Here is a 26,161-nt window from a genome sequence, read left to right as displayed (position 1 = left end):
ACATCGCATGCCCAAGCTCAGCGCCGGTCTGCTGTTATACCGGGCGCGCGCGGGGGTCGTCGAAGTCCTGATCGCTCATCCGGGCGGGCCGTTTTGGGCCCGAAAGGACGAGGGCGCCTGGTCAATTCCGAAAGGTGAGTACACCGACGGCGACGATCCGTGGGTGGCCGCCCAACGCGAGTTCGGCGAGGAGATCGGGTTGCCGGTGCCTGACGGGCCGCACATCGACTTCGGTTCGGTGAAACAACCCGGCGGCAAGGTGGTCACCGTGTATGCCGTCCGCGGCGACCTCGACGTCACCTGCGCGCGCAGCAACACCTTCGAAATGGAGTGGCCCAAGGGTTCGGGCAAGCTGAGGGAGTTCCCCGAAGTCGACCGGGTGGGCTGGTTTCCGGTGGCGCGGGCGCGCGCCAAGCTGCTCAAGGGTCAGCGCGCCATTCTGGATCGGTTGATGAACGATCCGGTGGTCGCCGGGTTAACCGAAGGCTAAGCTCCCCGCCGTCGACCAAGGCGCAGGACCGTCACGAAGATCACCGTCGCCGCGATCGCGATGACCACCAACCCGGCGAACACCACCAGCACGACCGGGATTTCGATGTTGTCATAGACGATGTGGACCTGCCGGTAGGCATTGTCGTTTGGTGCGTTGCCGAACGTGAAATCCGACGAGATTCGCGACGTCTGAAGGATGTCCACCTGCGTCTTGGTCAGATACGGACCATGGTTGCCGACCCATTCGCGCAGCAGTGGGTCACGAACGGCAGCTACGACATTGCCGGCGAATTCGACTTTGGTGTTCTGGACGGCTGCGTCGGCATCGGTGCGCTGCTGCCGGTGGTCGGACAAGGTGTAGATGATCACATGTTGTGGGTCCGGGGCGGCGACCGAGAGTCGCATCGGATAGACCAAGCGTGGCGACTGGAAGGTGAGTCGCACCGGATTGAGCCCGCCTACTATCGGGGCGTCGCTCGTCAGGCGCATGGCGACGAACGCCCAGCCTTCGCGTACATACGGATTCAGAGCGTCGGACACCGCCGGCCGGATGGAATAACCGTTGTCGGCCAACCACTTTTGCAGTCCGGCCAGGTCACCGCCGGCCAGGGTGGTGGCCTCGAGCGGGCCGAGGCGCACCTGATTGACCACCTCTGGCGGCCGGGCCGCTACCGCCCCTTCGCGTGGCGCGGGATCTCCAATGCCGATCCCCAGAGTCCAACGTCGTTGGTGCTGGATCTGCGGCGCGGTGAGTTCGTCCAGCTCCATGAAAGCGGCCTTGTCGCCCACCGCCACGGTCGCCGGTGCAGGAGTCGGAACCACCAGGGCGACGTTGTCCGTAGCGGCGTTCATCGCGACCCGCATGAGAATATTCTCGGTTGTCCCATCCCAATGCACCAGCGCCACTTCATTGTTCATCGTGGCCTGGGCACCGTCAGGAGCGACGGCCGCACCACAAGCACACGCGTAACTCGGTGCGCTCAGCACCATGCTGGCGGCCAGAACGATGACGACAACCCCCAACCGGCCGATGCGACGCACCGTCATTCCGCTGATGCTACGCGGCTGCATGCGTGAGGCGACCCACTTTGAACACCGCCACTCTCGGCGATGCAGGCACACTGTGAGAATGACGTCCACCTCGACAGTTCAGGCCGAATCACAAGCCCTACTGCTCAGGATGCTTGATCCGGCCAACCGGGCGGACCCTTACCCGCTCTATGCGCAGTTTCGGGACCGCGGACCCGTCCTTCTGCCAGAGGCCAACCTCGCCGTCTTCTCCGCGTATCGACACTGCGAGGAGGTGTTGCGACACCCCCTGTCGAGCAGCGACCGGCTCAACTCGACGATTGCGCAGCGGGAGATCAGCAACGGCATAGAGCAACGCCCGCTCGGCCCGCCGGGATTCCTCTTTCTCGATCCCCCCGATCACACCCGGCTACGCAAGCTGGTCAGCAAGGCTTTCGCGCCCAAGGTTGTCAACGCGCTGCAACCCGACATCGGGGCGCTGGTGCACGGCTTGCTGGACCGGGTTGATGGCCAGTTCGATGTCATCCGCGACTTCGCCTATCCGCTGCCGGTGGCGGTCATCTGCCGGCTGCTCGGTGTGCCGCTGGAAGACGAGCCGCAATTCAGCCGCGCCTCGGCTCGGTTGGCGCAGGCGCTTGACCCCTTCGTCTCCATTACCGGCCAGCCAGAGGACGGTGTCGAGGAGCGCCGGCAAGCCGCTCTGTGGTTGCGCGACTACCTGCGCGGCCTAATCGAGCAGCGGCGCTCGCACCCCGGCGACGACCTGATGTCGGGTCTGGTCGCAGTGGAGGAAGCCGGTGACCAGCTGACCACCGAGGAGATCGTCGCCACCTGCAACCTGTTGCTGATCGCCGGACATGAGACCACGGTGAACTTGATTGCGAACGCCATGTTGGCGTTGTTGCGCCACCGCCCGCAGTGGGCCGCGCTGGGCGGCGACGCCGGTCGCGCCTCGGCGGTCGTCGAGGAGACGATGCGTTACGACCCGCCCGTACAACTTGCCAGCCGAATTGCCCTCGACCACATGACAATTGGTGAGGTAGAGGTGCCCAAGGGGGATATCATGATGCTGTTGCTGGCCGCCGCGCAGCGTGATGCCGAGGAGTTCGACCGGCCCGATGTCTTCGACCCAGACCGGGGGACGGTGCGGCACTTGGGATTTGGCCTCGGGGCGCACTATTGCCTGGGCGCTCCGCTGGCGCGCCTGGAAGCCAGCGTTGCCCTTGCGGCCGTGACCGCACGCTTCCCAAACGCGCGGTTGCTGGACGTCGAGCCGCAGTACAAGCCGAACGTCACGTTGCGCGGACTCTCCGAGTTGATGGTGGCGGTCTGACCGCGCCCTAGATCGAGCCGGTACCCAGGCCGTTATTGCCGGGCAGCCGGGGACCGGCCAGTCTGATCGCCAGCGGTATCGGTGTGGCCACCTGGTCGGTGGCCTCCGCGTCGTAGTAAGCACCGATCGTGTACTCACCCTCGGATTCGATCGCGAACGAGAGGTCGTAGGTAAAGCACCGGTACTTGGATGGCTTGCCGTCCTCGTCAGGCCAGTCCCAGCTCGATCGCAGCGCTCCGCGCCGCTCCCCGCCCGGATCTTTGCACACAACAAAAATTTGTGGGTCGTAGTCTCCGCCACTTGGCGCGTGCACCACCAGCACCACCGGAACCGTCAGCCACATGGGGATTTGGTCGACGTCATAACTGGTCGTGGGTATTTGGGTGGCGTTAATCGCGGAGCCAGCGAGGGTGGCTGAACCCGCCACGAACAATGCCGCTACGTGCATTGCGACAGCCTAACGTCGCTAGCGAAAATTGTTTGCATTTGGCCGTTATGGGCCGTCTGCACTACCGCCAATGAGCCCGGGCACGATGTCGCCCAGGCTGAAAGTAGCTGGTTGTTCCAGCTGCTCGTAGGTACATGAATGCGGGTCGCGGTCGGGGCGCCATCGGCTGAACTGTGCGGTGTGTCGGAAACGCACGCCTTCCATGTGGTCATAACGCACTTCGACCACCCGCTCGGGTCGCAGCGGCACGAACGAGAGGTCCTTGCCGGCGTTCCAGCGGGAGAACTCGTTTTTGCGCGGAGTGCGTTCGCCGGCTTCATGTGCCGCCCAGTTCCATGGGTGGTTGTCGAAGCTGGTGACGAGCGGCTGCAGCTCGGTGAACAGCCGTCGTCGTTCGGCCATGGGGAACGCGCCGATCACTCCGACCGATGCGAGTTGGCCGTCATCCTGGTAAAGCCCGAGCAGCAGCGACCCGATCGCGTCACCGCCGGACTTGTGCACCCGGTACCCGGCCACCACGCAGTCGGCGGTCCGCTCGTGCTTGATCTTGAACATGACCCGCTTGTGGGGCTGATAGGTGATTGTCAGCGGCTTGGCGATGACGCCGTCGAGACCGGCCCCTTCGAACTCGTCGAACCATCGCTGGGCGGTGGATAAGTCGGTGGTTGCCGGCGTGACGTGGATCGACGGACCCGAGTTCACCGCATCGACGAGGGCGGCGCGCCGCTCGTTGAACGGGCGTACGGTGTAGTCGTCGTCGCCGAGGGCAAGTAGGTCGAAGGCGATGAAGGAAGCCGGTGTCTGCTCGGCGAGCATTCGCACCCGCGAATCGGCCGGGTGGATGCGTTGCTGCAATGCCTCGAAGTCCAGCCCCTGATAGGCGCCGCGGGTTCTGGCGATGACGATCTCGCCGTCAATCACGCAACGTTGTGGCAACTCGGCCTTGACCGCGGCGACCAGCTCCGGGAAGTAGCGGGTCATCGGTCGCTCATTGCGGCTGCCCAACTCGACCTCGTCGCCGTCGCGAAAGCAGATGGAGCGGAACCCATCCCATTTGGGTTCATACGACGCATCGGGTGGGATCGACTTCACCGACTTGGCGAGCATCGGTGAGACCGGCGGCATGACGGGTAAGTCCATTGCTTCATTCTGGCGTGCGGCATGCTGGAATCCAGATATGGCTGCCGCAGCAGAAGAACTCGACGTCGACGGCATCGCGGTGCGGTTGACCAATCCGGACCGGGTGTATTTTCCCCAGCTCGGCTCGAACGGCACCAAGGGTCGGCTCGTCGCGTACTACCGCGCTGTGGCGGCCGGTCCGATGCTGACCGCGCTGCGGGACCGGCCGACGCACTTGCAGCGCTTTCCCGACGGCATCGAAGGCGAGGAGATCTACCAGAAACGGATACCGCAGCACCATCCCGACTATCTCGAAACCTGCCGGGTGACATTCCCGTCGGGGCGGACCGCCGACGCGCTGAAGGTGACGCACCCAGCAGCGATCGTGTGGGCGGCCCAGATGGGCACCGTCACGCTGCACCCCTGGCAGGTGCGCTGTCCCGACACCGAGCATCCCGACGAGTTGCGCATCGACCTGGATCCGCAACCCGGCACCGGATTCGAACAGGCACGCGCGATCGCCGTCGATGTGCTGCGACCTTTGCTCGACGAGCTGGGTTTGGTCGGCTATCCGAAGACATCCGGGGGTCGCGGGGTCCACGTTTTTCTGCGGATCGCCACCGACTGGGATTTCATCGAAGTGCGCCGGGCGGGCATCGCGCTGGCCCGCGAGGTGGAGCGCCGCGCGCCGGATGCGGTGACGACGTCGTGGTGGAAGGAAGAACGTGGCAAGCGCATCTTCATCGATTTCAACCAAAACGCCCGCGACCGCACCATGGCGTCGGCGTATTCCGTGCGTCGTACCCCGATCGCGACCGTGTCCATGCCACTCACGTGGGGGGAATTGGCCGGCGCCGATCCGGACGACTACACGATGGCGACCGTCCCCGACCTGGTGCGGGACCGCGCCGACCCGTGGGCCGCCATGGATGACGTGGCCCAATCGATCGCCCCCTTGCTGGACATGGTGGCGGCCGACGAAGAACGCGGGCTTGGCGATATGCCGTATCCGCCGAACTATCCGAAGATGCCGGGCGAACCCAAGCGGGTGCAGCCGAGCCGGGATACGGATCGGAAGTAGCGGCGCGAGCCGCTGTTCAGCGGTGTACCAGCTCCATAATCTGTGGCAACGCTTCGCGGGCCGCGCTCCGGCCTGCTTCGCGGGCACGGTCAATCTGGTGGTACTCCATTAGTCCGACCCCGATTGGGTTGGGTTTGATCACGAGGTCGGCCTGTGCGAGCACCGCTTCTGACGCCATCGCGCTGCTGATTGTCATGGTGCGCAGCAGGGTGTCGGTGAGGCCGGGCACCCGTGGTTTGCCGCGGCGATTGCCGCTGGACGCGGGGTTTGGATTTCCGCCAGCGGCCACGTTCACCGCGATGAGCGGACCGTCCTTCCCCACCAATGTGGTGACGGGCACGTTGTCCAGCACGCCACCATCGACGTGCAGTGTGCCGTTGTAGGGCATTGGCGCGTACAGAAAGGGCAGCCGCATCGAGCAGCCGATGACATCGGCGAGCAGGCCTCGGCGATGCACGACGGGCTGTCGGGCCAGCAGGTCGACGCTGACGCAGCGGAAGTGCTTGGGCAATTCCTCGACTAGCTGGTCTCCGAAGATCATGCGCAGGGAGGCCCGGGTGCGTTTTCCGCGGATGAGTCCCTTGCTCGGCAGGGTGTAGTCGCCATGGCTCTTGCGTACGAAGTGCTCGTAGATTTGCGCATCCACAGCGGCGGCGTCCCTACCGCTGGCCGCCAGAGCGGCGATGATCGCCCCCATGCTGGTCCCGGCGAACCGGTCTATGGTGACCCCGGCGGCCTCCAATTCCTCGAGCACGCCGAGGTGGGCACACGCCCGCGCGGCCCCACCGCCAAGGACCAATCCGATAGAACGCCCCGCGATACGCGCGGCCAGCACCTGCAAGTCGTCGGCAACCGTTCGGCCGCGGACAGTGTGCACCGACCGCGGCGTGATCAATTCCTCCCAGGCACGTCGCTGCTCCCGGCCGGCGGCTGGTCCTGCCAGCACCAGGTCGGCGCCGGTCGCTCGGGCCGCCAGTGGTGCTGAACGCGGCGCCGGGTCGCTCGCGACCAGCACCACGCGATCGGCGACGCGCAAACAGAAGTCCCGCCACTGCGCATCATCGACCGCCGCGTGTATCACCACCCGGTCAGCGGCCTGCTCGGCACGTTCCAACCCATCGCGGTCTACCCGGCCGGGGGCAACTGCGCGTAGCCGGGTCGACAGCACCGCGCACAATTCGGTCGCCACCATCGCTACGGGCGCGGTGGCATCGACACCGACGACGGCGACGACGACCTCGGGCGTTGTCCGCTGGGCAGCGACACGCGTCTGGTGCTGTCGCTTGGCCAGTACCCCTGCCAGTGCCGCGAGCACGCCGGCGTCGGCGATCTTGTCGAATTCGGGCTTGGTCAGTCGCGTCAGGGTCGAGTCGCGCACCGCCCGCACTGTCGCGGAGCGGGGCGCGTTGAGCAGCACCCCGAGCTCGCCAACCACCTGGCCGCGGCCCAGCTCGGCGACCACTTCTTCCTGCTCGCCGCCGCCGGCGAGGACCTGCAGGCGGCCGCGGCGCACCACGTAGAGCGCATCGGACATATCGCCCGCGCGGAACAAATACGAGCCGGCCTGCAGCTCAACCTCCTGCGCGTCCGGTCGGGCAAACCGCAGCGCCTGCAGCAAGTCGAATTCGTGGGAAGCCTTGAGCATTGGGGGCACTGGCGCGGCCGGAGTGGGTGCCGTCAGCTGAGGTCGCACCGGAGCGACCGGCGGCGCGGGTTCGCGCGCAGGCTGGGGTTCAACAGCCTCTGCGGGGGCCTGGCGGACGCGGCCGAGCAGCACCGCAGCGATCCCGACCGCCACGAAACAGATCGCGGCCATCGCCCAGCCACGCCGCAACGCCTCTTCGGCCTGGCCCGGTGTCGGTGTGCCGATCAGGACCACCAGCAGGGCGATGCCGATCACGGCGCCCACCTGGCGGATGGCGCCGATCACCGCCGAAGCGGTGGCGTAGCTGCCGCCTGCGGCAAGCCCGGCCAGGGCGGCACTGCTGAGCAGCGGCAACGTCGCGCCCACGCCTATTCCTTGCAGTAGCTGGCCGGGCAGCCACTCGCCCAGGAAGTTGGGCTTGGACCCGACACGCTCGAGGTACCACAACAGGCTGCCGGCCCAGATCAGCGCGCCGACGCCGATGATGACGCGGTAACCGTGTCGGTCGGCGACGCGGCCAAGCAGCCCCGCGACGACGGCGGCGACGAACGCGGCCGGGGCAACGGCCAGCCCGGCCTGCAGCAGCGTGTAGCCCCACACGTACTTCAGGAACAGCACGTGCGTCAGTAGATAGGCATAGAAACCGGCGCTGGCGACCGCGGTGAGCCCGCTGCCGGCCACGATCGAGCGGATCCGCAACAGCGCGGGCTCTACCAGTGGTGCGGGGTGGTGTCGCGAGCTCATCACAAATCCGACCATCGCGAGCGCCGCGGCCACCAAGGACCCGCTCGCCGCCGGGCTGTCCCAACCCCAGTCCGGGCCCTTGATCAACCCCAAGGTCAGCAACCCCAGCGCGATGGCCAGCAGCGCCGCACCACGCACGTCGGGCACGCGCCGTCGTCCGGAAGCCCGGCTCTCCACCAGCGCCCGCCGAGCCGCCAGCACGGCCACAACCCCCAGCGGTAGGTTCACCAGGAACACCCACCGCCAGCCCCACGCCTCAACGAGAGCACCACCGATCGGCGGGCCGAGGCCCGCGGCGATGGCTCCCGCCGCACCCCACAGGTTCACCCCATGCGCGCGCCGCTCGGCGGGGAAGGCCTCGACCACCAGCCCCAGCGATGCCGGTACCAAGACCGCTGCGCTGATGCCCTGCAGCACGCGAAACGCGACCAGTTCCCCGACGCTGTCGGCGACCGCGCACAACCCGGACGCGATCGTGAACAACACCACGCCATAGAGGAAGACCCGCTTGCGCCCTAGCAGGTCGGCGAGCTTGCCCGCGGCCACCAGAAACGCCGCGAAGACGATGTTGTACGCGTTGAGCACCCACGACAGGTCGCTGATGCCGCTATGGAAATACCGCTGGATGTCGGGGAACGCGACATTGACGATCGTCGAGTCAAGAAAAGCGAGAAAGGCGCCGAAGGCCGCCACCAGCAGCACCGACGCCGGGGAGGGCTGACGGCGTCGAGTGAGCGGGGTGGTCCGGCGGCCACGGCCCCGTCTGCCGGGTCCGGCGGGCCCGGCGTCGATAACGGGCGGAGCGTTGACGGTGGAGACGGTCTGGACGGTCATGGTGAACTCCAGGTTCTGCGCGGGTTGGTGCTGGTCAAGGGAGTGAGTCTGGTCGGGGTTGTCGATCGGTCGGGTGGCTGGCTGCGGCGCCAAAACCATCGATCCACGCGCCGGAGAACCGCGAACGGGGCGGGATCACGGAAGTCGATCCGCAGTGGAGGCGGGACATGGGAAGCAACCACGCTCATGATCTGGTGGGCGGCCAGGTAACCGGAGCTTGCGGCCTTCTCCATGGTGGGAACAAACAAAGTCAAGTCGGGCGAATAGATGGCTTCACCGGCAAGAAAGAGGTTGGGCACTTCCGTGCAAATGCCCGGAGATCGGTGGCGAGCGCCCGGCATCAAAATGTTGAGCGGCGAGAAATTCACCATGCGCTTCCCGGACGTGGGCGCCGAGACAAGATGCGGGGGTAGCTCGTCCGCCAGCGTCTGGTAGTCGGCCTCGCCCAGGAACTTCAGCTCCTGATCAAGCTGCCAGCCCAGGATGGGCGACCGATCGAGGCCACACTGCGCCAGGCACTCGGTCAATATCTCCTCTGGCGTACATTCGCTCAACGGCCGATGGAAAACCGGACCGGGCTTGTCCACGTCACTCCAGGTGATCGACAGAACGTATTTGGTTCCGTCGGGCAGGTAGACGTTTCTCCAGAAGCCTTCCCCCTGGAGAACGGAGACTAGGGACCACTCGCTTTCCACATGCGCGGCGACCACGCCGGGGCGGACGAATGAAGGCCACGTCGTGGGAATGTCGCGCAGAAAACACTGGATTCCGTTCGATGCCTCGAGCGCAATGGCATGCACCTCGGTGAGCTGAGGAAGATGCTGCTTGACGCGATCCGATGTGGCCAACTCACGAAGCGTCAGATAGGGCACGGCGAGGATGGCATAGTCGCAAGCGAACCTGCGGCCATCAGCCGATATCAGTGCGGTGACGCGGCCATCCCCGAACTCGAGATCGCCGACGCGCGTGTCGAATTGGATGTCGACACCGAGATGTCGGAGGTGACGAACCCAGGGATCGATCATGCGCTCGCTCGTCGGCCCATCCATCATCATGATCGAGGGCAGCTGTGCGTCAATGAGAGCTGAAGGGCACGTGCTTTTCAGGCGAAACAGCCCTTTGAGAACCATAGGAGCAATCGCTGCCGCCTCCGCGCTGGGGCGCGCCGCGACGTAAATGCGCGGCAAGACCGAAAAGAATTCCTGCGCCTGGTGAGACTTGTGGCTTAGCTGTAGGTAGTCCCCATACGAAATATCGCCCAGTTCCGCGAAGAGTCGCTCCCTGCACATCCACAACAGGCGCAGATGCGCGTAGAGATAGTGGATGACCTCGGTGGGTGTCAGTCCTCTTTGAGCCAGACCCACAATCACCATGAGGCTCCGTATTGCGATCCGGCCAAGCTGCCGGAGCGGTTCGACCACCTTGTCAACGATCTGCGCAAACGTCGGCCGCCGGCGTCGCAACGGAACCGGCGCAGTCATTCGGCCAATCACGCCGCGTTTGGTAGCCGAGACGAGACTCACGCCGACCAGATTGTCGAGCGCGGTCATGCCATTCTCGGTGGGTATGCGGGCGAACAGGGTGAGCAGGGTCTGGTACGAGTCGGTGTAAACCCGCAAACTGTGCTCGGTCGGGTGACCATCCGCGAGTCGAAAGCTTTTGGCCTTGCCGCCGGCTTCGGGTGCGGCGTCGCACAACGTGACCCGCATTCCGGCTTCGGCCAGGAGCATGGCGGCAGCCATTCCCGCGATTCCAGCACCGGCAATGACGACATGTGTTTTGGCAGGCATCGGCGGGTTCATCCCGTCTTCTGACACGGTTGTCGTGGCTCCAATTTCTCCGGGGGCTAGCTAGTGCAAATCAGGGAATGCGACTAGTCGAATCAACCTGCGCGGCGGCAGGTGCGTGAGTTCGACGGTGGACTCGCGGTGTAGGAGGCTCCCTGGTTCCAGGCGACCGCTCCGAGCGATCGCCGGCTTCCCGGGGCTACCGGCACAAAGTGTCTACCAGCACGATGTGTTGCGCCTAGTCGTCCAGGGCATGAAATTCGTGTCATACAGTCGGTGGACAGGGGTTGTCCGACATATGGCCTGTTGCGGATTTGCTCCAATGCTGTGTGGTTGTCGCGCGAGACAGCAAGGTGTCCAACGACTTTGCAAACTGTCCGGTTAAATGCTATGCCCCCGTACGGAACGGCATCGGCATCGTCGCCAACCCCCATCCGGGCTTTGCGTGCGACGCGATGAGGCACCTCTCTACACACACACGAGCCGCACGACTTCTAGCTGATACCAACACATTCGGCATCGAACGAGCATCGGAGGGCGGACGTCGTCTGCAGTTGAAGGGACATCTTCGACCTTGGTCCCGGCTAGATCCGACATGCCCGGCGCCGGAATCATGTCCGAGGCTCCGCCCGAGCACTCGATCCTGACCGGGTCAGTGTCGAGTTTTGTTCACGCCGAGCAGAATTGACGCACCGCGGCGATCAGACCCGGCAGCGTGTGGGCTCACGACGTCACTCGTGGAGGGCGGGGGCTTCGTCCTGCCGACGTGTCGGCCTGTCACCATGGAGTCTGTGACAACCGCGATCGTGGTGACGACGCTGGTACTGCTGGGGATCGGCATCGTGATCAATGAGCTTCTTAGGCTGAGGAAGTGGCTAAAGAGCTCGCCACCGGCTGAAGATGACGCGGAACCCCCTGAGGCGGATTAGCGGGTCGCGCGTAGGGCCGCGACCGTATCGGCCACCGTGTCGCGTGGATCCCGGTAGGCGATACCAAGTTCTTGCTCGCTTGGCGAATCGTCGGATTCCGGCATCTGCGTGTAGTACTGCATCCCCGCAGCGGTGAATGGATTCTCGAAGGGAAGATACGGACCCGCGAGATCCAACAAACTCCCGGCCACCCGCAGCCAGGTGTCGGGAATCGGAACGGCAACCATGGGAGTGTCGGCGATCTGTCTGAGCATGTTCGCGAGCTCGACCACCGGAATCCGGTGGCCGCCCACCATGTAGCGACGTGGCCCCCGTCCGGGTTCCAACAGGGCGGCGTGCAGTGCGGCCACATCGCGGACGTCAATGACCAGCCACGCCGCATTCCGTCCGGGAATCGTGTGCATCTGCAGCGCGGCCTTGACCCCCTCCCCGGCTTCGCCGAACTGGTCGCCGACGGGCGGACCCAGGACCATGCCGGGATAGGTGATGTTCACCGGTGCCCCGGCGTCCTGCAATCCGCGGGCATAAATTTCCACCTGCGCTTTGGAGGTGCCGTACCCATCGGTTCCACCGACAACGGGCAAGTCCGCCGTCAGCGTTTCCAAGTTGGGATGAAAAAGCGCGGTGAAGCTTGACACATGCACGATCGGATCCAGGCCTAGTCGAACGGCTTGACCAAGAACGTTTCGTGCGCCCTCCATGTTCGTGGAAAGCATTTGCTGAGCCTGACGAGGATCGGTGGCGACCAGGGCGGCGCTGTGTACGACGGCGTCGCATCCGCTGAGCGCCTCGTGCACCGAGTCACGGTCCTTGATATCCCCGACAACGAAATCCGAGACGTCGACACCCAGCTTGGCGACAGATGTAGTGAGGCGTTTGGGATTTCGGACCAGGAACCGGACGGAGTGTCCCGCGTCAGCAATCGCCTTGGCGGTCCAGCCGCCCACGAATCCCGTCCCGCCGGTTACCAGAACACGCATCTTGAGATTGTGCAACGGTGTACCAGCCGGGCGATTGTTGGGTGCATCACACGGCTGGGGGGTTACAGGTGACTTGCGGCGAAATCGGCGCCTTGGTTTGTCATGCCGTTCACCGCGTACAGAGTATGGATGGCCGCGCTTTCGCCGGTACCGCATATCGGGTCGCCGTCGGCGCATAGCTGGATGGTCTTGGGCTGATACAGCGGGCCGATGGCGATCGGTGGTGCTCCATACTGTCCGAGGAATTGCGGCGAAGGTGTTCCGAAAAGAACGACCGCGGCGACGTGGTTTGCCGTCGCGGGTGGCATCGGTGGGGGCACCGCGGCGACGGGAACGCCGGGTGGTACGGCAGCCGAGGTGACGTAGCCCGCAACGGCCGCGCCTTGGGAGTAGCCGCCGAGAACCTCTCTGGTATTGGGGCAGCTGGCCACCATGGACTGGATATGCGAGCTCGCGTCACGGATCCCTTCGATGACCGTCTTGGGAAAATCGGGGCTGCCAAAATCGGTACTGGCCGGATAATTGACCGGGTAAACCCCCAGCGACCGGGATCCGATTTGCGGCCGCAGAGCATCGACGAATGACCCGCCAATGCCGCCAAGCCCCGGTGGCTCGCCGGTGCCGCGGGCGAACACCACCTCAACGTCCGGACATGGTTCGGCGGCGGCCGACCAGACGGGCATGCTCGGCATCGTGCCAGTTGTCAGCGCCGCCGCCAGACCTGCGGCCAACGCAACGCGACGTGCCACTGCAATGACGTGTTGCTTCATTCGAACACCCTTACCTGATTTGGATATTGATTGGCCAGCAGTCGCCGCGAATCCTTCCCGCCGCGATAGCGGTCCGTTTATACCGCAACATGTTTCACGAGTAACCGTAAACTCCGGCAGCGAGGTCTCATATGACGATGAATACCCGACAACGTGCGGACGCCAAACCCTCTTCCGGCGGGGTCGCTACGAATCGCCAGTTCCCCTCTTACTCACCGGGTTTGGCCGCTTCGGTCGCCGCGGGAGACGGTTACTGGAAGAAGCCCGACTGCCCGATTCCGGCGTTGAATCCACCCGAGCTACCGCCACCGGTGTTGTGCAGTCCTGAGTTCCCGCCGGCGTCGCCGGAGTTGAAAAAGCCCGAGTTCAAGCCGCCGCTGCCGAAGTTGAAGAACCCGGTGACGCCGAAGCCGGCACCCGAGTTCAGGTAACCGGTCGCGCGGCCACCGCTGCCCGTGTTGAAGAAGCCCGAGTTCAAACCGAAACCGCTGGTGTTCCCGAACCCGGAACTATCGGCGCCGGTGCCGTTGAAAAAGCCCGAGGTATTCGCACCCGAGTTGCCGAACCCCGAGTTGCCGGCGGGTTGGTCGGTCGAGCTGCCTACCCCCGTGTTCAGTGCGCCCGAGTTGAACAGGCCCGTGTTGATGCTCCCCGAGTTCGCGAAGCCGGTGTTCACCGAGCCGGAATTGAATGCGCCCGTATTGAGGAAGCCCGAGTTGAAGCCGCCCGTGTTGTGGTTGCCCGAGTTGAAGCTGCCCGCGTTGAACGCGCCCCCATTCCCGAAGCCCGTGTTGTGGTATCCGCCGTTTCCGAAGCCGGTGTTGACTCCGCCGTACGCGCTGGTGCCGGAGTTCCCGATGCCGGTGTTGATGTCACCCGAGTTCCAGATGCCGGTGTTGGTGGCACCGGAGTTCGCGATGCCGGTGTTGTTGACCCCGGAATTGCCGACGCCGAAGTTTCCGCTGCCCGAATTGAAGAAGCCGATGTTGTTGGTGCCGGAGTTGCCGAAGCCGACGTTCCCGCTACCCGAGTTCAGGGCACCGAAGCCGATTTGGTTGTTGCCGGTGAGCCCGATGCCGATGTTGTTGGTTCCGGTGTTGCCGAAACCGATGTTGTTGCTTCCGGTGTTGCCCAGTCCCCAGTTTTGATTACCGGCGTTGCCGTAGCCGACGTTGCCGTTGCCGGTGTTGCCCGAGCCGACGTTGCCGTTGCCGGTGTTGCCGCTGCCGACGTTTTGGCTGCCCTGGTTTCCGTTGCCGACGTTTCCGTTACCTGTCCCACCTCCGGGGCCGGAATTTCCGAAGCCAACGTTGTAGTCACCGACGTTTCCGCTGCCGATGTTGAAATGGGACGTCACACCATCCAGCACGTTGCCGTTTCCGCTGCCCAGGTTGGTATGGCCGTAGTTGCCGCTGCCCAGATTGCTATGACCGTAGTTTCCGCCACCCACGTTGCTATTGCCGATGTTTCCGCTACCCAGGTTGGTATTGCCGGTGTTCCCGCTGCCCAGATTCAGATTGCCGATGTTGCCGATGCCCAGATTGACGTTTTGCAGCCCCTGGTGTGTCAACTGTGTGGCCACGGCCGAAGCCCCGGCGTAGTACTCGGACATTGCCGCCACGTCCTGGGCCCACATCTGCTCGTAGTGGGCTTCGGCGGCCGCGATCGCAGGAGCGTTCTGCCCGAACAGATTCGACCAGACAAGCGACGCCAGCCGCGTGCGGTTGGCCGTGATCATCGCTGGATGGACCGTGGCTGCAACCGCCGCTTCGTAGACCGCGGCCGCCGTCTTTGCTTGGGCAGCCGCGGCCCCAGCTAGGACGGACGCCGCGTTCAGCCGCCCCACATACTCGGCCGCCCTGGTGGCCATCGCCGCCGCGGCTGCGCCCTGCCAGGCTTGCCGCGAAAGGTTCGACGTCGCCGAGCTGAATGAGGTTGCCGCCAAGGCCAATTCATTGGCCAGTCCGTCCCAGGCCGCCGCCGCGGCCAGCATTGGAGCGGACCCCGCGCCGGCAAGAATTTGTGCCGAATTGATCTCCGGCGGCAATACCAGAAAGTTCATGGTTTGCGGTCTTCCTCCCCGCCCAGAACTCTATCTAGTTTGGGACCAATCCGCGGGGGAGTGTCAACGGCAGGTCGTTGTAAGTGACGATGCCGGGGGCGGCGGCAACGACGGCCGGGATCGCGTTGATGGTGGGCATCGTCGTCATGACGTGCCCGAGCACCATGAAGTCGGCGATCGTCTCGGCTTGGAAGTATGGCGGCGGCAAGAAGCTGACCTTCGTTGTTACGGTCGGCTGCCCGTCGATCTGGATGATCCAGCCGTCTTGGTCGATCTTCCAGTCAGGTTCGAGCGTCTGTCCTTTACGCCACCGGACGTTGAGCTCCACGACCGTCTGGTCGCCGCGCACCCCACGCCAGCTTGCGTAGACGCCTGCGACGCATCCCGCGGGTATGGTCCACGATCCGAGGTCGAGATCGGCTGTGGTCTTTGCATACTCGGCCACACAGCGAACGTCGTCGAGTTCGACGCCCAGTGCGTCGGCGACCAATCGGACAGCCTCGGCGAAGATGGCCGTTCCCTGGGCAGTCATCGTTTGCAGCTCCGCGTGGTCGATCGGCTGCCCGAAGCCCACCGGTTTCTCGGTCGCCGGCGAGTCGTAGAACGTGGTGTCAGCGGCCTCGTTGACGGTGACCTTGTCGACGCGGTTGCACACCACAGCCGACACGATGGCCAACAGCTCAGCAAAGCCGGGACTGACGCCGGACCCGAAGATCGTCGAGCCGCCCTTCCGGCACGCCTCGAGGATGCGGTCGCGGCCGGCACCCAGGCTGTGCCCGGTAATGAAGGCCGCGGTGGTGACCACATTGACGCCCGCCGACAGGATGCGGACCAGTTCATCGACGTCGATCCACATCGGGTTGTAGACCACGCAATCCGGCTTCAGCGAGAGCAGCGCGTCGACGTCACTGCTGGCGGTCACCCCCAGCGGCTCGATACCACACAGCTCGCCGGCATCACGTCCGGCCTTCTCTGGCGACCACGCATAACACCCCACCAATTCCAGCGCGGGGTTCGCTGCGATCGCCCGGACCGAGCTCTTGCCGACATTTCCGGTGGTCCATTGCACGACGCGATAACTGTTGGGCACTCGCTCAGCATAGGCGCTCAGTAGGCAGATTCGGCCGCCAGGATCTCGGCGAGGAATGCGTCGTCCGGTGGCCGGTCCAACCGTGCGCGCGCCCAGCTGCGGATCCGGTCCCGGGTCTGGCGTGACTCGGCCAGGTCGGCCCCGATGACCACCGACGTCGTCGGCCAGTCGTGGTTCCAGGCCGACGATTCCGTTACCGGCCGCTGCGCGGCGTCGACCAATGGCAGCGTGGCGTGGCCGTCGGATCCCAGGGCGCCTGTGCCCCGGACGTCGCCGGAGCGCACCCGCACGGGGATGCCGGTGGCCGGATCCGGTCCGACGACGGCCGCGCGCACGACGGCGACCACCGCCGCGCCGGCCGCCTCGACACTCCAGGAGACGGTGTCCTCGGCCGCGTCGAAAACTCCGGGTGGGACCGCAGCCCAGCTGATCGACGCGACGCCGCGGGCGATCGTCGCCGAACCCAGCGGATTCCCGTCAGTGCCGGCGGCCAGTGCGTAGTCATCCTGTCGCCCGGTCGGGATGTCCAGGGCGGTGCTCGACTCAACATCGATGCCGACCTCGTCGGCAATTTCGACCCCGGCGCGGACCAGTTTTCGGACGCGCTCGTCATCACTCCTGAGGTATGTCATCAGGGACGCGGCGTGCGGCGCCAGCAGCTCGGCCACGTCGGAATCCAGGGTGTCGTCGGTGAAAAAGTCTTGCGCGCCGGCCGTCAGCGTCGCGATCTCGACGTCGAGCAGCGAGTGGTCCAGGCCCGCAATGCCGTCCCGCTGACTTGCGGGCCACCAGCGCCGCAACCAATGACCCACCGCCAACCTGCGCAGCGGGGCCAGCGATCCCGGCGCGATGTCGACGCCGGTGAGGTCGATGCTGCGTGGCTCGTCGGGAGCGGCCGCACCCAGGGCAGAAACCAGATCCACATACCCAGACTGACCGACGACGCGCCAAAGCCAGTCGGCGCGAGACACATCGGTGAAGGTGATGTGGATGGCGTCGGCCTGCTCGTCAATCGTCCAGGACAACACCGCGCCGCTGACCTCCAGCACCGCGGCCAATGGCCATGGCGCAGTAGGGCGTCCGGTGGTCCACAGGCCGGACTCGGCAACCAATCTCATCCCGCGACCTGCAATTCGAGCATCGCCTTGATCCGTTGCCGGTGGTCGAGGCTCACCGATCTGGCCACGCCCTCGAGCAGCGACCGCACGTCGTCGACGTCGTCGCATGGCTCCTGCCAGACGTCACGACCATGCAGTCGCGCCCACAGCCGGCTGAGGTACGGCTGTGCGTAGGAGGCGAGGTCGTCGACCACCTGGCGTTGCCGGGGATGGATTGGGCCGCCCTCGGCGAGATAGCGCCGCGCGTGCAGGACATAGGCCTCCTTGCGCAGCCTGGCCTGGATCTGGGCGGCCAAGGCGTAGCGGCTGGTGACGGACCGGTCCAACGGCGCAAGCTCGATCGCGACCTCGATGCCGGCCACCAGGGTGGCCTGCTTGTCCTCGGCCAGCAGTCCCCACGGTGCGCTGGCGCGGTCGACCTCTTCCGCGCACAGCAGCGGGATGTCGGGCAAAGCGTCGCGATCCAGGGCGCGTCGCAAGGTGGCGCGCACCCGGTCCACCACGCTGCGATCCAGTGGACGGTCGCTGTCGGAACCTCCGTTGATCGTTGGTTGCCGTTGCGGCGCAGCAGAACTCAAGCCCAGATTGACAATCGACCAGGGCAGCTCCGCCGCGTCGGCGCGTGCGAGTGCACCCAGGTTGTACGGTGTGGCGTCGGCGATCATGGTCGACCAGACGCGTTGGCGCGCTGTAGCAGCATTGTGGGTGGTGGCGGGCCCCAGCACGGTGGTCAGCTCGGCCAGGAACGGTTCGATTACCGTGTCGCTGGCCCGCACGTCGCGCCAGCTGCGCTCGAGTTGATCGCTCAGTGTGGCGACGATCTCGGAACTGGCCACGTACTCATTCAGTACCTCGATGGCGGTGCGGTCGCGGCCGTGGTGAATCTCGTGGAGCACCGCGGCCGGCGTGTCGCGATCTTGGGCCTCGGGTGCGCCTTTGGTCACCGCGAGCTCGAAGCACACCGGAAAGTACAGCTCCTGGGCATTACCGCTGCGAATCCGCTGCCTGCGACGCTCGAGTTTGAGAACCTCGAACCACGCTGCAGCGAAACGCAATTGCGGACCGCTCGCAACGATGAGATCGTGCATCGCCGATGCCGTCTCGGCGGCCACAACCGGGGCCGAATATTGAGGATTCGATCGCAGTCGCAACACCAGCGGATCGATGATACGTTTGACCGTCCGGCTCAGCGGGCCGCCGTCATCGCTGCTGAGCACCCCGACGCCGGGACCGATTGCGCGCCACGCCTGGTCGATCACCGCCCGGCGGGCATGCCCGACCGCTGCGACGTTCTCGGCGCTCGCTACCTGCGGACCCGGGCTCATCTCCACAGGATAGGGGCAACACTGAAATTAGTGACACCCCGAAAGTTGGGTTCGGTAGCCAGTCGACGCCTCGAAGCTAGTGGCATGAACAAGTTGAAGCTGCTCGCGATTGGCGCCTCGGTGTTCCTCGTCGGACGACTTACCCGCCGGCGCCACGCTGCCGAAGCACGCCCCACCGTCGGAGTTGGCACGGTCGTCGACGCCGAAGAATCTGACGCCGCCGCCGGAGAGCGGGAGATCTGGATCGAGGTTGCCAGTGTGCACGGCGACACGTTCGTGGGTCGGTTGGTGCACGACGACTCAGATCCGGAAACATCAATGTTACGTCCCGGGCTGGTCGTGCTGGTTGCGTTCGATCCCGCTGCCCGCGAACGGCTTTCGCTACCCGACGACGTCTTAGCGGTGCGCGCGAGAAGTCTGACCTTGGTGTGATCCATTATCGTGCACCGTCGACAGCGAAAGTGACCAGCGCGCCCCAATACAGCGGGCTGGCGGTGACGGTCCCGTCCCGCCATAACCGCATTTGTTCTCGTTGCCAACGATTCACCGCACACCCGGCGTCGACGGCCTCGTGTGCGCGATCCACCGCAACAACCACCTGGGTCATCGGATCAGTCAGATCTGCGCTAGCGCAGGCGAACTGCCGATAGGCTGCGGTAGTGGGCAGTGACCACAACGTCGCCGTCACCAACTGAGCCCCGCCCAGGATCATCGCCGCCACCAGGCCGGTCGCCTCGTCGAATCGGTAGTCGCCACCGGATGCGCAGGCCAGCAACGCTACTCGCGGTGGCATGGGTAGCTGCAGTGACATCAGGTCCGACGCGGTGAGCGGACGGTGGTCACCGATGGCGTCGGCGTCTCCGGGAAGCTGTGCGGCGCAAGCCAGATGGAGCGCCGCTCGATCAGCCTGGCTAGCAGCTGAACTTGCATGGCCGACATACATCAGCCGACTCGGGCGCTGCGCCAACACGTGCGTCAACCACCTGCGGTCGGCATCCTGTCGGCGGAATAATTCGACCGCGTTGTCGACTTCCGGGAACACCGCGCGACGGTGCATCACTTCGGCGAAGTGGCGCGCCAATGGTGTTTGATCCGAGGGCCTACCGAGCACCGACCCGAGCGCGGAATCCGGGCGCTGGCCGGGTATCCGAGGATCCAGAATCAGGACGGGTGGACGGTCTTGCCTGGCGTCCCATCGCGCGGGGGCTCGCTGCGCGTGCACGATGTTCTGGGGGACCGCCATCAGCACGTCGACCAGCTCCATCAGGCGATAGCCGTCGGTGTGCTCGTTGATGTCGTCAAGCCGCCATGGGATCCGGGCTGCCGCCGTTCCACTGGCGGTAATGGCTTCGTAGCGCGCTCGCACCAGTTCTTCTTTGCTTGGGCCAGATTTCGGGATCGCCAACAGTCCCCAGGGGACACGTGCCAGCCGGGCACTGGGTGAGACGAACAGAATCGGGCGCGGCGATGCGACGCACTCCGCCAGCAGCTGCCACCCCGCCGGACCGATCAGCAGCACGCCCAGGATGTAGGCGGCCGTCAGTTCGGTGTCCGGCGCCGCGAATGGACCCCTGGCCAAGGCTCGCTCGATGGCGTCCCGACCGCTTTCGGCGCCGTGGGGTTCGGGCAGGGCATCGGTCAGTTCTTGCAAGGCTGCCAGCAGGATCGGTTCCTCCACCACCCAGGTGACGGTCTTTGCGGGTTGTCCGACTATCCGCAAACTGGCGTACGTGGCGATGCCGACGTCGGCGTAGCGCAGGACCAGAGTCAGTCGGTCCGGGTCGCTCATGGCCAAGTCGACCAGGCCGGCTCAGCCGCTGTGACGTCACGGCCGTATCGCTGAAACGCCAGCGCGCGATAGTGACTCATGATGGGCTCGGCGTCCGGTTGCATCTGTAACGGCGGCAGCGGGCCGAGACGCGTGAGCGAGCTACCTCCTTGCGACGACGGTCCGGCGGCGGCCAGAGCCTGCGTGGTATCGATGATCACCGGTGTCGTGGCCGTCGATGCCCACTCACTTGTTTCCTGCCTTGTCGGTTCGGTGTTGAAAGTTCCTCGTGCGCTGTGATATTCGACGAGCTCGCTGACCAGTTGGGTGTTCTCCCATTCCCACGCGACGGCGAAGGCGCCCGCCAGAATCGGCGCCGAAATCTGGGCCGCCCAACGCGATCTCGCGTCGGCGTCGGCGATCGAGTACCGCACCGAGTCGACTGCCAACGCGGCGGGTACTTTGAGCTCAGCTGCCTGTTCGAGCTTTGTCATTGCGCGCCAGTACTCCGGCGTGCCAACCTCGCCGTGCAGGACGCCAAGCGCCTCGGCGTGCCGCGCTTCGGTTTCCTGCAACGTCTCATCAGGGTCGCCGGCCGCGTCCAACCCCAAGTCCGTCAAAGCATCCGCACGCCAGACGGTTCCAAGGTGATTGTCGAGTTGGGCGTACTGCAGCCAACTGCTGCGTGGTGATGAGTCGAGCAATTCCCGTGCCTGGGCGATCATCTCCACCGCTTCCGCGAAGTGGCCCCAAAAGATAGCTATCCAGCTGCGTTGCAGCAGAATACGGTGCAGGTGCAGCGGCTTTCCGAGTTCACGCCAGTGCTTCTCGGCGTGCTCCCAGCACTGGTCGGCGGCCTCCAAAGCGCCGCTTCCCAACCGGGTGAGACCGAGATAAAGCCAGCATCGGGAGACGTCATGAGCTCGGGCGTATTTGGCGATGACGGGATAGGCCTCCGATACCAGCTGCTCGGTCGCCACGTGGTCACCCGCGGACCAACGTGCCGCGGCTCGCTCCAATTGTGTTCTAGCAGTAGCTAATTCCCAGCCATTAGCCTCTGCGCAAGCGCCGGCCCGACGCAGCCAGGGCTCGGCTTCGGTCAGTCGCCCGGTCTCGACGCAGAATCTGCCGTATGCGGTGGCTCCGGTAACCCGAAGGAAGTCGGCGCATTTGGTGTCCGCGATAGCGCCGAGCACCTGCTGCCACAATGGAAGTGACCGCACATGCAGGTCGTCTTCGCAGAGCGCGGACGCGCACAGGATCCGTGCGTAGGTGAGCAGGTAGGCATGCTCGTCGGCGAGTTCTGGCGCTGCGCTGTCGTCGGCTAGCGCCGCCAGTGCCGCCTCGGCGCCTTCATGATCGCCCTGTGCCGCGGCCAGGCCGGTTTGCAGGAACTGGGCCCGCCGCGAGTATCGACGGACCATATACGCGATCTGGGCGCCAGACATCCGCACCTGGCTGGCCGCTTCGGGCCTGGTGCCGGCAAGGATTCCCGAGTAACTGGCCAAACAATCACGAATGCGCTGGATGGATTCTTGGACTCCATCGTTCGCGCCTCGGGCCAGGTAGATCTCACCCAGTTGCGCGAAGACTTCCAGCAGCAGATCGTCTCGATCGGCCTGCTCGATCTGTGGGATCAGGGACAGCAGCAGATCCCGAGCCCCGCCCTCGTCGGCGGCGAACGCCAGGCGGCGCGCGCGTTCCAGGTCGCCGGCGATCGACACGGCTGCATCATAAGTCCGATGGGCGGGTGCGCGGGCGGTCGATCTAGCCCGAAGCGGCGGACATGCGCTGCATGTCCGCCGCGCGGAATACCCCTCGATCAACCGCAGGACACCTTGATGTTGAAGTCCTTGGTGATCATCCCCGCCATCGGATTCTTCAAGTCGGCGCCCTGTGCCTGACCCGTGATGGTGTAGGTCTTGCCGTCCACCGACACCTTCGCCGAGCCGACCTTGGCGCCCATGTTGTCGGCGACCGATAGGGCATTGCCATCGACAACGAGTGCCAGGGAATCGACCGTCGGGGGATTCGCGTCCGTCATCACCACCGCCAACGCCTGTTGCTGGCCTCCAGTGGAGCCACTGCCGATGTTGATTTTCCCGGCCTGCTTGACGCAGGTCACCGAGGCGGGGTTCAAGCCGGGGAGGTCAGTTCCGCCAACCTGGACAACGGTGCCGCCACCGCCGGTGGAAACGCTCGATGCCGGGCTGGCTGTGTGGCCGCCGCTGGAGCAACCCACCAGCGCCGATGCGCAGCCAATGGTTCCGATCGCAGCCGCGAGAACACGATTCACTGGATTTCCTTCCGTCATGCGCCGCCCCGTTGGCGTCGTCATGGCGGTAAGTACAGACCGCACGCATCGCTACCGATCCCAATATCTTCGGGTGCCAGGCTGTCAGTGTGATTGAGATTCAGACCGTGCAATCTGTGACCGTGTTGACCCTGTCATCGGGACGGGTGAACGCCCTCGATGTCGAGCTGCTGGGGGAGCTGACCGACGCCATCCGGCAACGGGCGTGGTCGGGTGGTGGCGCGCTGGTAGTCACCGGGGCCGGCCGGGTGTACTGCGCCGGCGTCGACCTCAACCGCGTTCTCGAGGGCGGGGCCGAATACACCGATCGGTTGGTCCCGGCGCTCGCGGAGGCGTTCGAGGCCATGTTCGGCTATCCGGGACCGACGGTGGCCGCGATCAACGGGGCCGCCATCGCCGGCGGATGTGTGCTTGCGTGCGCCTGCGACCGACGCGTGATCAGCCCCGATGCGCAGATCGGGGCATCGGAGGTACGTGTTGGAGTGCCGTTTCCCGTCGCCGCTCTGGAGGTGATGCGCTACGCATGCGGCGACCACGCCGAGGAAGTGCTGCTCGGTGGCCGCAATTATCGGGGAGCCGAGGCGGTCGCCAGGGGACTTGCGCACAGCGTCGTCGCCGAGGGTCTCATCGAGGCTGCCGTAGCGGAGGCGTCCGACCTCGGTGACATTCCGGCCGATGCCTACCGCCACACCAAGGCCCAGCTACGCGGTCCAACCTTGGCGCGGATCCGCGAATCTAGCGACGTGGACCGCGAGGTCCGCGAACTCTGGGGTGCCGACCAAACACGCCAGCTCATCGCCGACTACTTGGAGCGTCTGCGGCGCCGTTAGTCACTCCTCGACAGCGACCCCGCCACGGGTGCGCCGGCGCCGATGCGACGTCTTGCCGGTCGGGCGACGGTTACGCAAGGCAGGCCGGGGCTGCTCGGCGACCGCTTCTTCGGTAGCTGATTCGGGTTCCGTCTCGGCCGGCTCGTCGGGCGTCTCCTCGGCCTGGGCTACCGTTTCGGCTTCCTCAGTGTCGCCGGCCTCCGCTTCGGCCTCTTCGGCCTCTTCGACCTCCGCTTCGGCCGCTTCGGCCTCTTCGGCCTCTTCGATCTCTTCGGCCTCTTCGACCTCGGCAGCCTTGCGCTTCTTGCCGCGAAGACGCCGCTTCTTGGGCTTCTTCGGCTTGAGCGGTTTGGGTGGCGGCGGCGGCAGTTCTGCGACGAACGACAGGTAGAACGCGAAAAACCCGAGTACTGCGACGGCGGCGGCGGCCCCGTAGATCCCGAACAACCACCGTCCGGCGGCATCCAGGGTGAACCAGATCTCGCTGATCGCGGTGCCGACGATGAGCACCCCCGCCAGCACATGGGCCACGATCGACCAGGTTCGTAACGAGAGCGCCAGCTGCGGAACTCCGAGCTCGGGCTTGCGGGTGCGCAACAGCGTGAACACCACCGGGAGCGCCGCCAGGCCGACCACCACGCCCGTCACAATCCGAAGCGCTGTCCCGAGCGTGTGCGAGGTTTCGCCCACCAGCTCAGGCCAGCGGGGCAATACGAAATAGAAGAAGAGGATGCCGGCGCCAATCGAAAACCACGCGTGCCAAAGGATGGCCCACTTGCGCGCCATACCCCTCCTTGTGCTGGTGAGATCAAGCCAGCCTAGGCCACCAGAACCCACATCATGGTCGCCCATGCCTGAAGGCAGGGCGAACCCGGTTGCGGAGGATGCGGGATTTGAACCCGCGAGGGCTGTTAACCCAACCCGCGTTCCAGGCGAGCGCCATAGGCCACTAGGCGAATCCTCCGTGGCCATGGTAGCCGCTGAGCCCCGCCAGGTGTCTTGCAGTCGCCGTATTACACTCGCGATGGACCCCGCGCGGCGTTTATCCTGTGAACTCCCCCAGGGCCGGAAGGCAGCAAGGGTCAATGGGCTCTGTCGGGTGCGCGGGGTCCCCTTAGTCGGGGGGCAGAGCCAGTACTTGTGCGTAGGACCGAAAGGCCGTGTGGTGGCGTTCGATTCCCTCAGCCCTGAAGAGCTCGCGACGCTGCACGCCCGCCATCGGCAGGACTATGCGGATCTGCAGGCCAAGAAGCTGGCCCTGGATCTCACCCGCGGCAAACCCGCCCCGGAGCAGCTCAACCTGTCCAACCAGCTGCTGAGCTTGCCCGGGGACGACTACCGCGACCCCGAGGGCACCGACACCCGCAACTACGGCGGCCTGCACGGCCTGCCCGGATTGCGTGCCATCTTCGGGGAGCTGCTTGGCATCCCGGTGCCAAACCTGGTCGCTGGAAACAACTCCAGCCTGGAGTTGATGCACGACCTGGTCGCCTTCTCGATGTTGTACGGCGGAGTCGACTCGCCGCGGCCCTGGAAAGACGAACCGAGCGCCAAATTCCTGTGTCCCGTCCCCGGGTATGACCGGCACTTTGCGATCACCGAGACGATGGGCATCGAGATGATCCCGGTCCCGACGTTGGCGGACGGGCCGGACGTCGATCTGATCGAAGAACTGGTCGCCGTCGACCCAGCCATCAAGGGGATGTGGGCGGTACCGGTATTCGCCAACCCCACCGGGGTGACCTACTCCTGGGAAACGGTTCGACGGCTCGTCCAGATGCGGACCGCGGCACCCGACTTCCGGTTGTTCTGGGACAACGCGTATGCCGTGCACACCCTGACGCTGGATTTCGTCCGCCAGATTGACGTACTCGGGCTGGCCGCCAAGGCGGGCAACCCGAACCGGCCGTATGTGTTTGCGTCCACATCGAAAATCACCTTCGCCGGCGCCGGCGTCAGCTTCCTCGGCGGATCGCTGGGCAACATCGCGTGGTATCTGCAGTACGCCGGCAAGAAAACGATCGGTCCGGACAAGGTCAACCAGCTGCGGCATCTGCGCTTCTTCGGCGACGCCGACGGGGTGCGCCTGCACATGCTGCGCCACCAGCAGATACTGGCGCCAAAGTTCGCTCTGACGCTCGAGATTCTGGATCAGCGGCTGACCGACTCCAAGATCGCCTCCTGGACCGAGCCGAAGGGCGGCTACTTCGTTAGCCTCGACGTGTTGCCCGGCACCGCACGTAGGACCGTCGCCCTGGCCAAGGACGCAGGTATCGCGGTTACCGAGGCCGGCTCTTCGTTCCCGTACCGAAAAGATCCGGACGACAAGAATATCCGCATCGCGCCCACGTTCCCGTCACTGCCCGACCTGCGGAACGCGGTCGACGGACTGGCCACCTGCGCGCTGCTGGCGGCAACCGAGTCAGCGCTCAATCTTGCATCGATGCCCTGACAGGCCGCTGT

The 26,161-nt window shown here is 65.2% G+C and carries 22 protein-coding genes, 1 tRNA gene and 1 other RNA gene; 8 read left to right on the top strand and 16 right to left on the bottom strand.

Annotated features, from left to right (window positions below):
• Window positions 1-7 precede the first annotated feature (7 nt).
• Window positions 8-490 (top strand): NUDIX domain-containing protein, encoded by a 483-nt coding sequence (locus AADZ78_RS26045; protein ID WP_085252784.1) that lies wholly within the window; start codon window positions 8-10, stop codon window positions 488-490.
• Here the strand turns inward: AADZ78_RS26045 and AADZ78_RS26040 are convergent.
• On the bottom strand, window positions 487-1,539 hold the full coding sequence (locus AADZ78_RS26040) for a DUF2330 domain-containing protein (protein WP_085252785.1): 1,053 nt from the start codon (window positions 1,537-1,539) through the stop codon (window positions 487-489). The two genes, AADZ78_RS26045 and AADZ78_RS26040, sit on opposite strands and share 4 nt — an antisense overlap.
• An 82-nt stretch (window positions 1,540-1,621) precedes the next feature.
• Here AADZ78_RS26040 and AADZ78_RS26035 point away from each other — a divergent pair, with 82 nt between their 5' ends.
• Window positions 1,622-2,854 (top strand): cytochrome P450, encoded by a 1,233-nt coding sequence (locus AADZ78_RS26035; protein WP_085252786.1) that lies wholly within the window; start codon window positions 1,622-1,624, stop codon window positions 2,852-2,854.
• Window positions 2,855-2,861: 7 nt separating this feature from the next.
• Here AADZ78_RS26035 and AADZ78_RS26030 read toward each other — a convergent pair whose 3' ends face one another.
• Together AADZ78_RS26030 and AADZ78_RS26025 are read right to left on the bottom strand one after the other, a co-directional pair.
• Window positions 2,862-3,302, bottom strand: a complete 441-nt coding sequence (locus AADZ78_RS26030; RefSeq protein WP_085252787.1) for a hypothetical protein — start codon at window positions 3,300-3,302, stop codon at window positions 2,862-2,864.
• A gap of 45 nt (window positions 3,303-3,347) precedes the next feature.
• Window positions 3,348-4,442, bottom strand: a complete 1,095-nt coding sequence (locus AADZ78_RS26025; protein ID WP_085252788.1) for an ATP-dependent DNA ligase — start codon at window positions 4,440-4,442, stop codon at window positions 3,348-3,350.
• Window positions 4,443-4,479: 37 nt separating this feature from the next.
• Here AADZ78_RS26025 and ligD point away from each other — a divergent pair, with 37 nt between their 5' ends.
• A complete protein-coding gene (gene ligD / locus AADZ78_RS26020; RefSeq protein WP_085252789.1) occupies window positions 4,480-5,502 on the top strand; it encodes a non-homologous end-joining DNA ligase in 1,023 nt (340 codons plus the stop codon).
• Window positions 5,503-5,518: 16 nt separating this feature from the next.
• On the opposite strand, the gene AADZ78_RS26015 is transcribed toward ligD, so the two are convergent.
• Together AADZ78_RS26015 and AADZ78_RS26010 are read right to left on the bottom strand one after the other, a co-directional pair.
• Window positions 5,519-8,725: an MFS transporter gene (locus tag AADZ78_RS26015; RefSeq protein ID WP_085252813.1), complete on the bottom strand. Its 3,207-nt coding sequence runs from the start codon at window positions 8,723-8,725 to the stop codon at window positions 5,519-5,521.
• Complete coding sequence (locus AADZ78_RS26010) at window positions 8,722-10,527, bottom strand: FAD-dependent oxidoreductase (protein WP_085252790.1); 1,806 nt, start codon at window positions 10,525-10,527, stop codon at window positions 8,722-8,724. Before AADZ78_RS26010 ends, AADZ78_RS26015 begins: the two co-directional genes overlap by 4 nt.
• 767 nt (window positions 10,528-11,294) lie before the next feature.
• Here AADZ78_RS26010 and AADZ78_RS26005 point away from each other — a divergent pair.
• Window positions 11,295-11,441, top strand: a complete 147-nt coding sequence (locus tag AADZ78_RS26005) for a hypothetical protein (protein ID WP_169726399.1) — start codon at window positions 11,295-11,297, stop codon at window positions 11,439-11,441.
• Here AADZ78_RS26005 and AADZ78_RS26000 read toward each other — a convergent pair.
• The 6 genes from AADZ78_RS26000 to AADZ78_RS25975 all read right to left on the bottom strand — a co-directional run bounded on the left by AADZ78_RS26000 (window position 11,438) and on the right by AADZ78_RS25975 (window position 18,786).
• Window positions 11,438-12,421 carry an SDR family NAD(P)-dependent oxidoreductase gene (locus AADZ78_RS26000; RefSeq protein ID WP_085252791.1) on the bottom strand — a complete coding sequence of 328 codons (984 nt, stop codon included), beginning with the start codon at window positions 12,419-12,421 and terminating at the stop codon, window positions 11,438-11,440. The two genes, AADZ78_RS26005 and AADZ78_RS26000, sit on opposite strands and share 4 nt — an antisense overlap.
• A gap of 62 nt (window positions 12,422-12,483) precedes the next feature.
• Window positions 12,484-13,191, bottom strand: a complete 708-nt coding sequence (locus AADZ78_RS25995) for a cutinase family protein (RefSeq protein WP_372510541.1) — start codon at window positions 13,189-13,191, stop codon at window positions 12,484-12,486.
• A gap of 250 nt (window positions 13,192-13,441) precedes the next feature.
• Window positions 13,442-15,253 carry a PPE family protein gene (locus AADZ78_RS25990; RefSeq protein ID WP_085252792.1) on the bottom strand — a complete coding sequence of 604 codons (1,812 nt, stop codon included), beginning with the start codon at window positions 15,251-15,253 and terminating at the stop codon, window positions 13,442-13,444.
• Between the two features lie 34 nt (window positions 15,254-15,287).
• On the bottom strand, window positions 15,288-16,343 hold the full coding sequence (locus AADZ78_RS25985) for a dihydrodipicolinate reductase (RefSeq protein WP_085252793.1): 1,056 nt from the start codon (window positions 16,341-16,343) through the stop codon (window positions 15,288-15,290).
• Window positions 16,344-16,360: 17 nt separating this feature from the next.
• Window positions 16,361-17,461, bottom strand: coding sequence for a hypothetical protein (locus AADZ78_RS25980; protein WP_085252794.1), 1,101 nt, complete (start codon window positions 17,459-17,461; stop codon window positions 16,361-16,363).
• Window positions 17,458-18,786 carry a hypothetical protein gene (locus AADZ78_RS25975; protein ID WP_085252795.1) on the bottom strand — a complete coding sequence of 443 codons (1,329 nt, stop codon included), beginning with the start codon at window positions 18,784-18,786 and terminating at the stop codon, window positions 17,458-17,460. Before AADZ78_RS25975 ends, AADZ78_RS25980 begins: the two co-directional genes overlap by 4 nt.
• Before the next feature lie 45 nt (window positions 18,787-18,831).
• On the opposite strand from AADZ78_RS25975, the gene AADZ78_RS25970 reads away from it, so the two are divergent.
• A complete protein-coding gene (locus AADZ78_RS25970) occupies window positions 18,832-19,218 on the top strand; it encodes a hypothetical protein (RefSeq protein WP_372510542.1) in 387 nt (128 codons plus the stop codon).
• 4 nt (window positions 19,219-19,222) lie between these two features.
• On the opposite strand, the gene AADZ78_RS25965 is transcribed toward AADZ78_RS25970, so the two are convergent.
• The 3 genes from AADZ78_RS25965 to AADZ78_RS25955 form a co-directional block, all read right to left on the bottom strand.
• A complete protein-coding gene (locus AADZ78_RS25965; RefSeq protein ID WP_085252797.1) occupies window positions 19,223-20,575 on the bottom strand; it encodes a CHAT domain-containing protein in 1,353 nt (450 codons plus the stop codon).
• A complete protein-coding gene (locus AADZ78_RS25960) occupies window positions 20,572-22,278 on the bottom strand; it encodes a hypothetical protein (protein WP_085252798.1) in 1,707 nt (568 codons plus the stop codon). Before AADZ78_RS25960 ends, AADZ78_RS25965 begins: the two co-directional genes overlap by 4 nt.
• A gap of 98 nt (window positions 22,279-22,376) precedes the next feature.
• Window positions 22,377-22,817 (bottom strand): lipoprotein LpqH, encoded by a 441-nt coding sequence (locus AADZ78_RS25955; protein WP_204081788.1) that lies wholly within the window; start codon window positions 22,815-22,817, stop codon window positions 22,377-22,379.
• Window positions 22,818-22,984: 167 nt separating this feature from the next.
• Here AADZ78_RS25955 and AADZ78_RS25950 point away from each other — a divergent pair, with 167 nt between their 5' ends.
• Window positions 22,985-23,698 (top strand): enoyl-CoA hydratase/isomerase family protein, encoded by a 714-nt coding sequence (locus tag AADZ78_RS25950; protein WP_239656671.1) that lies wholly within the window; start codon window positions 22,985-22,987, stop codon window positions 23,696-23,698.
• Here the strand turns inward: AADZ78_RS25950 and AADZ78_RS25945 are convergent, their stop codons facing one another.
• Complete coding sequence (locus AADZ78_RS25945) at window positions 23,699-24,484, bottom strand: hypothetical protein (RefSeq protein WP_085252799.1); 786 nt, start codon at window positions 24,482-24,484, stop codon at window positions 23,699-23,701.
• A gap of 92 nt (window positions 24,485-24,576) precedes the next feature.
• Window positions 24,577-24,662: transfer RNA gene (locus tag AADZ78_RS25940), tRNA-Ser, on the bottom strand.
• Between the two features lie 58 nt (window positions 24,663-24,720).
• Between AADZ78_RS25940 and ffs the strand changes: the two genes are divergently transcribed.
• Window positions 24,721-24,817: signal recognition particle sRNA small type (ffs, locus tag AADZ78_RS25935), an RNA gene on the top strand.
• Window positions 24,818-24,863: 46 nt separating this feature from the next.
• Window positions 24,864-26,150: an aminotransferase class I/II-fold pyridoxal phosphate-dependent enzyme gene (locus tag AADZ78_RS25930; RefSeq protein WP_169726402.1), complete on the top strand. Its 1,287-nt coding sequence runs from the start codon at window positions 24,864-24,866 to the stop codon at window positions 26,148-26,150.
• The last annotated feature ends 11 nt before the right edge of the window (window positions 26,151-26,161 follow it).

This window comes from Mycobacterium riyadhense (assembly GCF_963853645.1).
Classification (GTDB): Bacteria; Actinomycetota; Actinomycetes; order Mycobacteriales; family Mycobacteriaceae; genus Mycobacterium; species Mycobacterium riyadhense.
This window is presented reverse-complemented; position numbering and strand designations above follow the sequence as displayed.

Excerpts from the sequence above, each read along its gene's own strand:
- AADZ78_RS26045 (WP_085252784.1), top strand. The coding sequence starts at position 8 with ATGCCCAAGCTCAGCGCCGGTCTGCTGTTATACCGGGCGCGCGCGGGG.
- AADZ78_RS26040 (WP_085252785.1), bottom strand. The coding sequence starts at position 1,539 with ATGACGGTGCGTCGCATCGGCCGGTTGGGGGTTGTCGTCATCGTTCTG.
- AADZ78_RS26035 (WP_085252786.1), top strand. The coding sequence starts at position 1,622 with ATGACGTCCACCTCGACAGTTCAGGCCGAATCACAAGCCCTACTGCTC.
- AADZ78_RS26030 (WP_085252787.1), bottom strand. The coding sequence starts at position 3,302 with ATGCACGTAGCGGCATTGTTCGTGGCGGGTTCAGCCACCCTCGCTGGC.
- AADZ78_RS26025 (WP_085252788.1), bottom strand. The coding sequence starts at position 4,442 with ATGGACTTACCCGTCATGCCGCCGGTCTCACCGATGCTCGCCAAGTCG.
- ligD (WP_085252789.1), top strand. The coding sequence starts at position 4,480 with ATGGCTGCCGCAGCAGAAGAACTCGACGTCGACGGCATCGCGGTGCGG.
- AADZ78_RS26015 (WP_085252813.1), bottom strand. The coding sequence starts at position 8,725 with ATGACCGTCCAGACCGTCTCCACCGTCAACGCTCCGCCCGTTATCGAC.
- AADZ78_RS26010 (WP_085252790.1), bottom strand. The coding sequence starts at position 10,527 with ATGAACCCGCCGATGCCTGCCAAAACACATGTCGTCATTGCCGGTGCT.
- AADZ78_RS26005 (WP_169726399.1), top strand. The coding sequence starts at position 11,295 with ATGGAGTCTGTGACAACCGCGATCGTGGTGACGACGCTGGTACTGCTG.
- AADZ78_RS26000 (WP_085252791.1), bottom strand. The coding sequence starts at position 12,421 with ATGCGTGTTCTGGTAACCGGCGGGACGGGATTCGTGGGCGGCTGGACC.
- AADZ78_RS25995 (WP_372510541.1), bottom strand. The coding sequence starts at position 13,191 with ATGAAGCAACACGTCATTGCAGTGGCACGTCGCGTTGCGTTGGCCGCA.
- AADZ78_RS25990 (WP_085252792.1), bottom strand. The coding sequence starts at position 15,253 with ATGAACTTTCTGGTATTGCCGCCGGAGATCAATTCGGCACAAATTCTT.
- AADZ78_RS25980 (WP_085252794.1), bottom strand. The coding sequence starts at position 17,461 with ATGAGATTGGTTGCCGAGTCCGGCCTGTGGACCACCGGACGCCCTACT.
- AADZ78_RS25975 (WP_085252795.1), bottom strand. The coding sequence starts at position 18,786 with ATGAGCCCGGGTCCGCAGGTAGCGAGCGCCGAGAACGTCGCAGCGGTC.
- AADZ78_RS25965 (WP_085252797.1), bottom strand. The coding sequence starts at position 20,575 with ATGAGCGACCCGGACCGACTGACTCTGGTCCTGCGCTACGCCGACGTC.
- AADZ78_RS25945 (WP_085252799.1), bottom strand. The coding sequence starts at position 24,484 with ATGGCGCGCAAGTGGGCCATCCTTTGGCACGCGTGGTTTTCGATTGGC.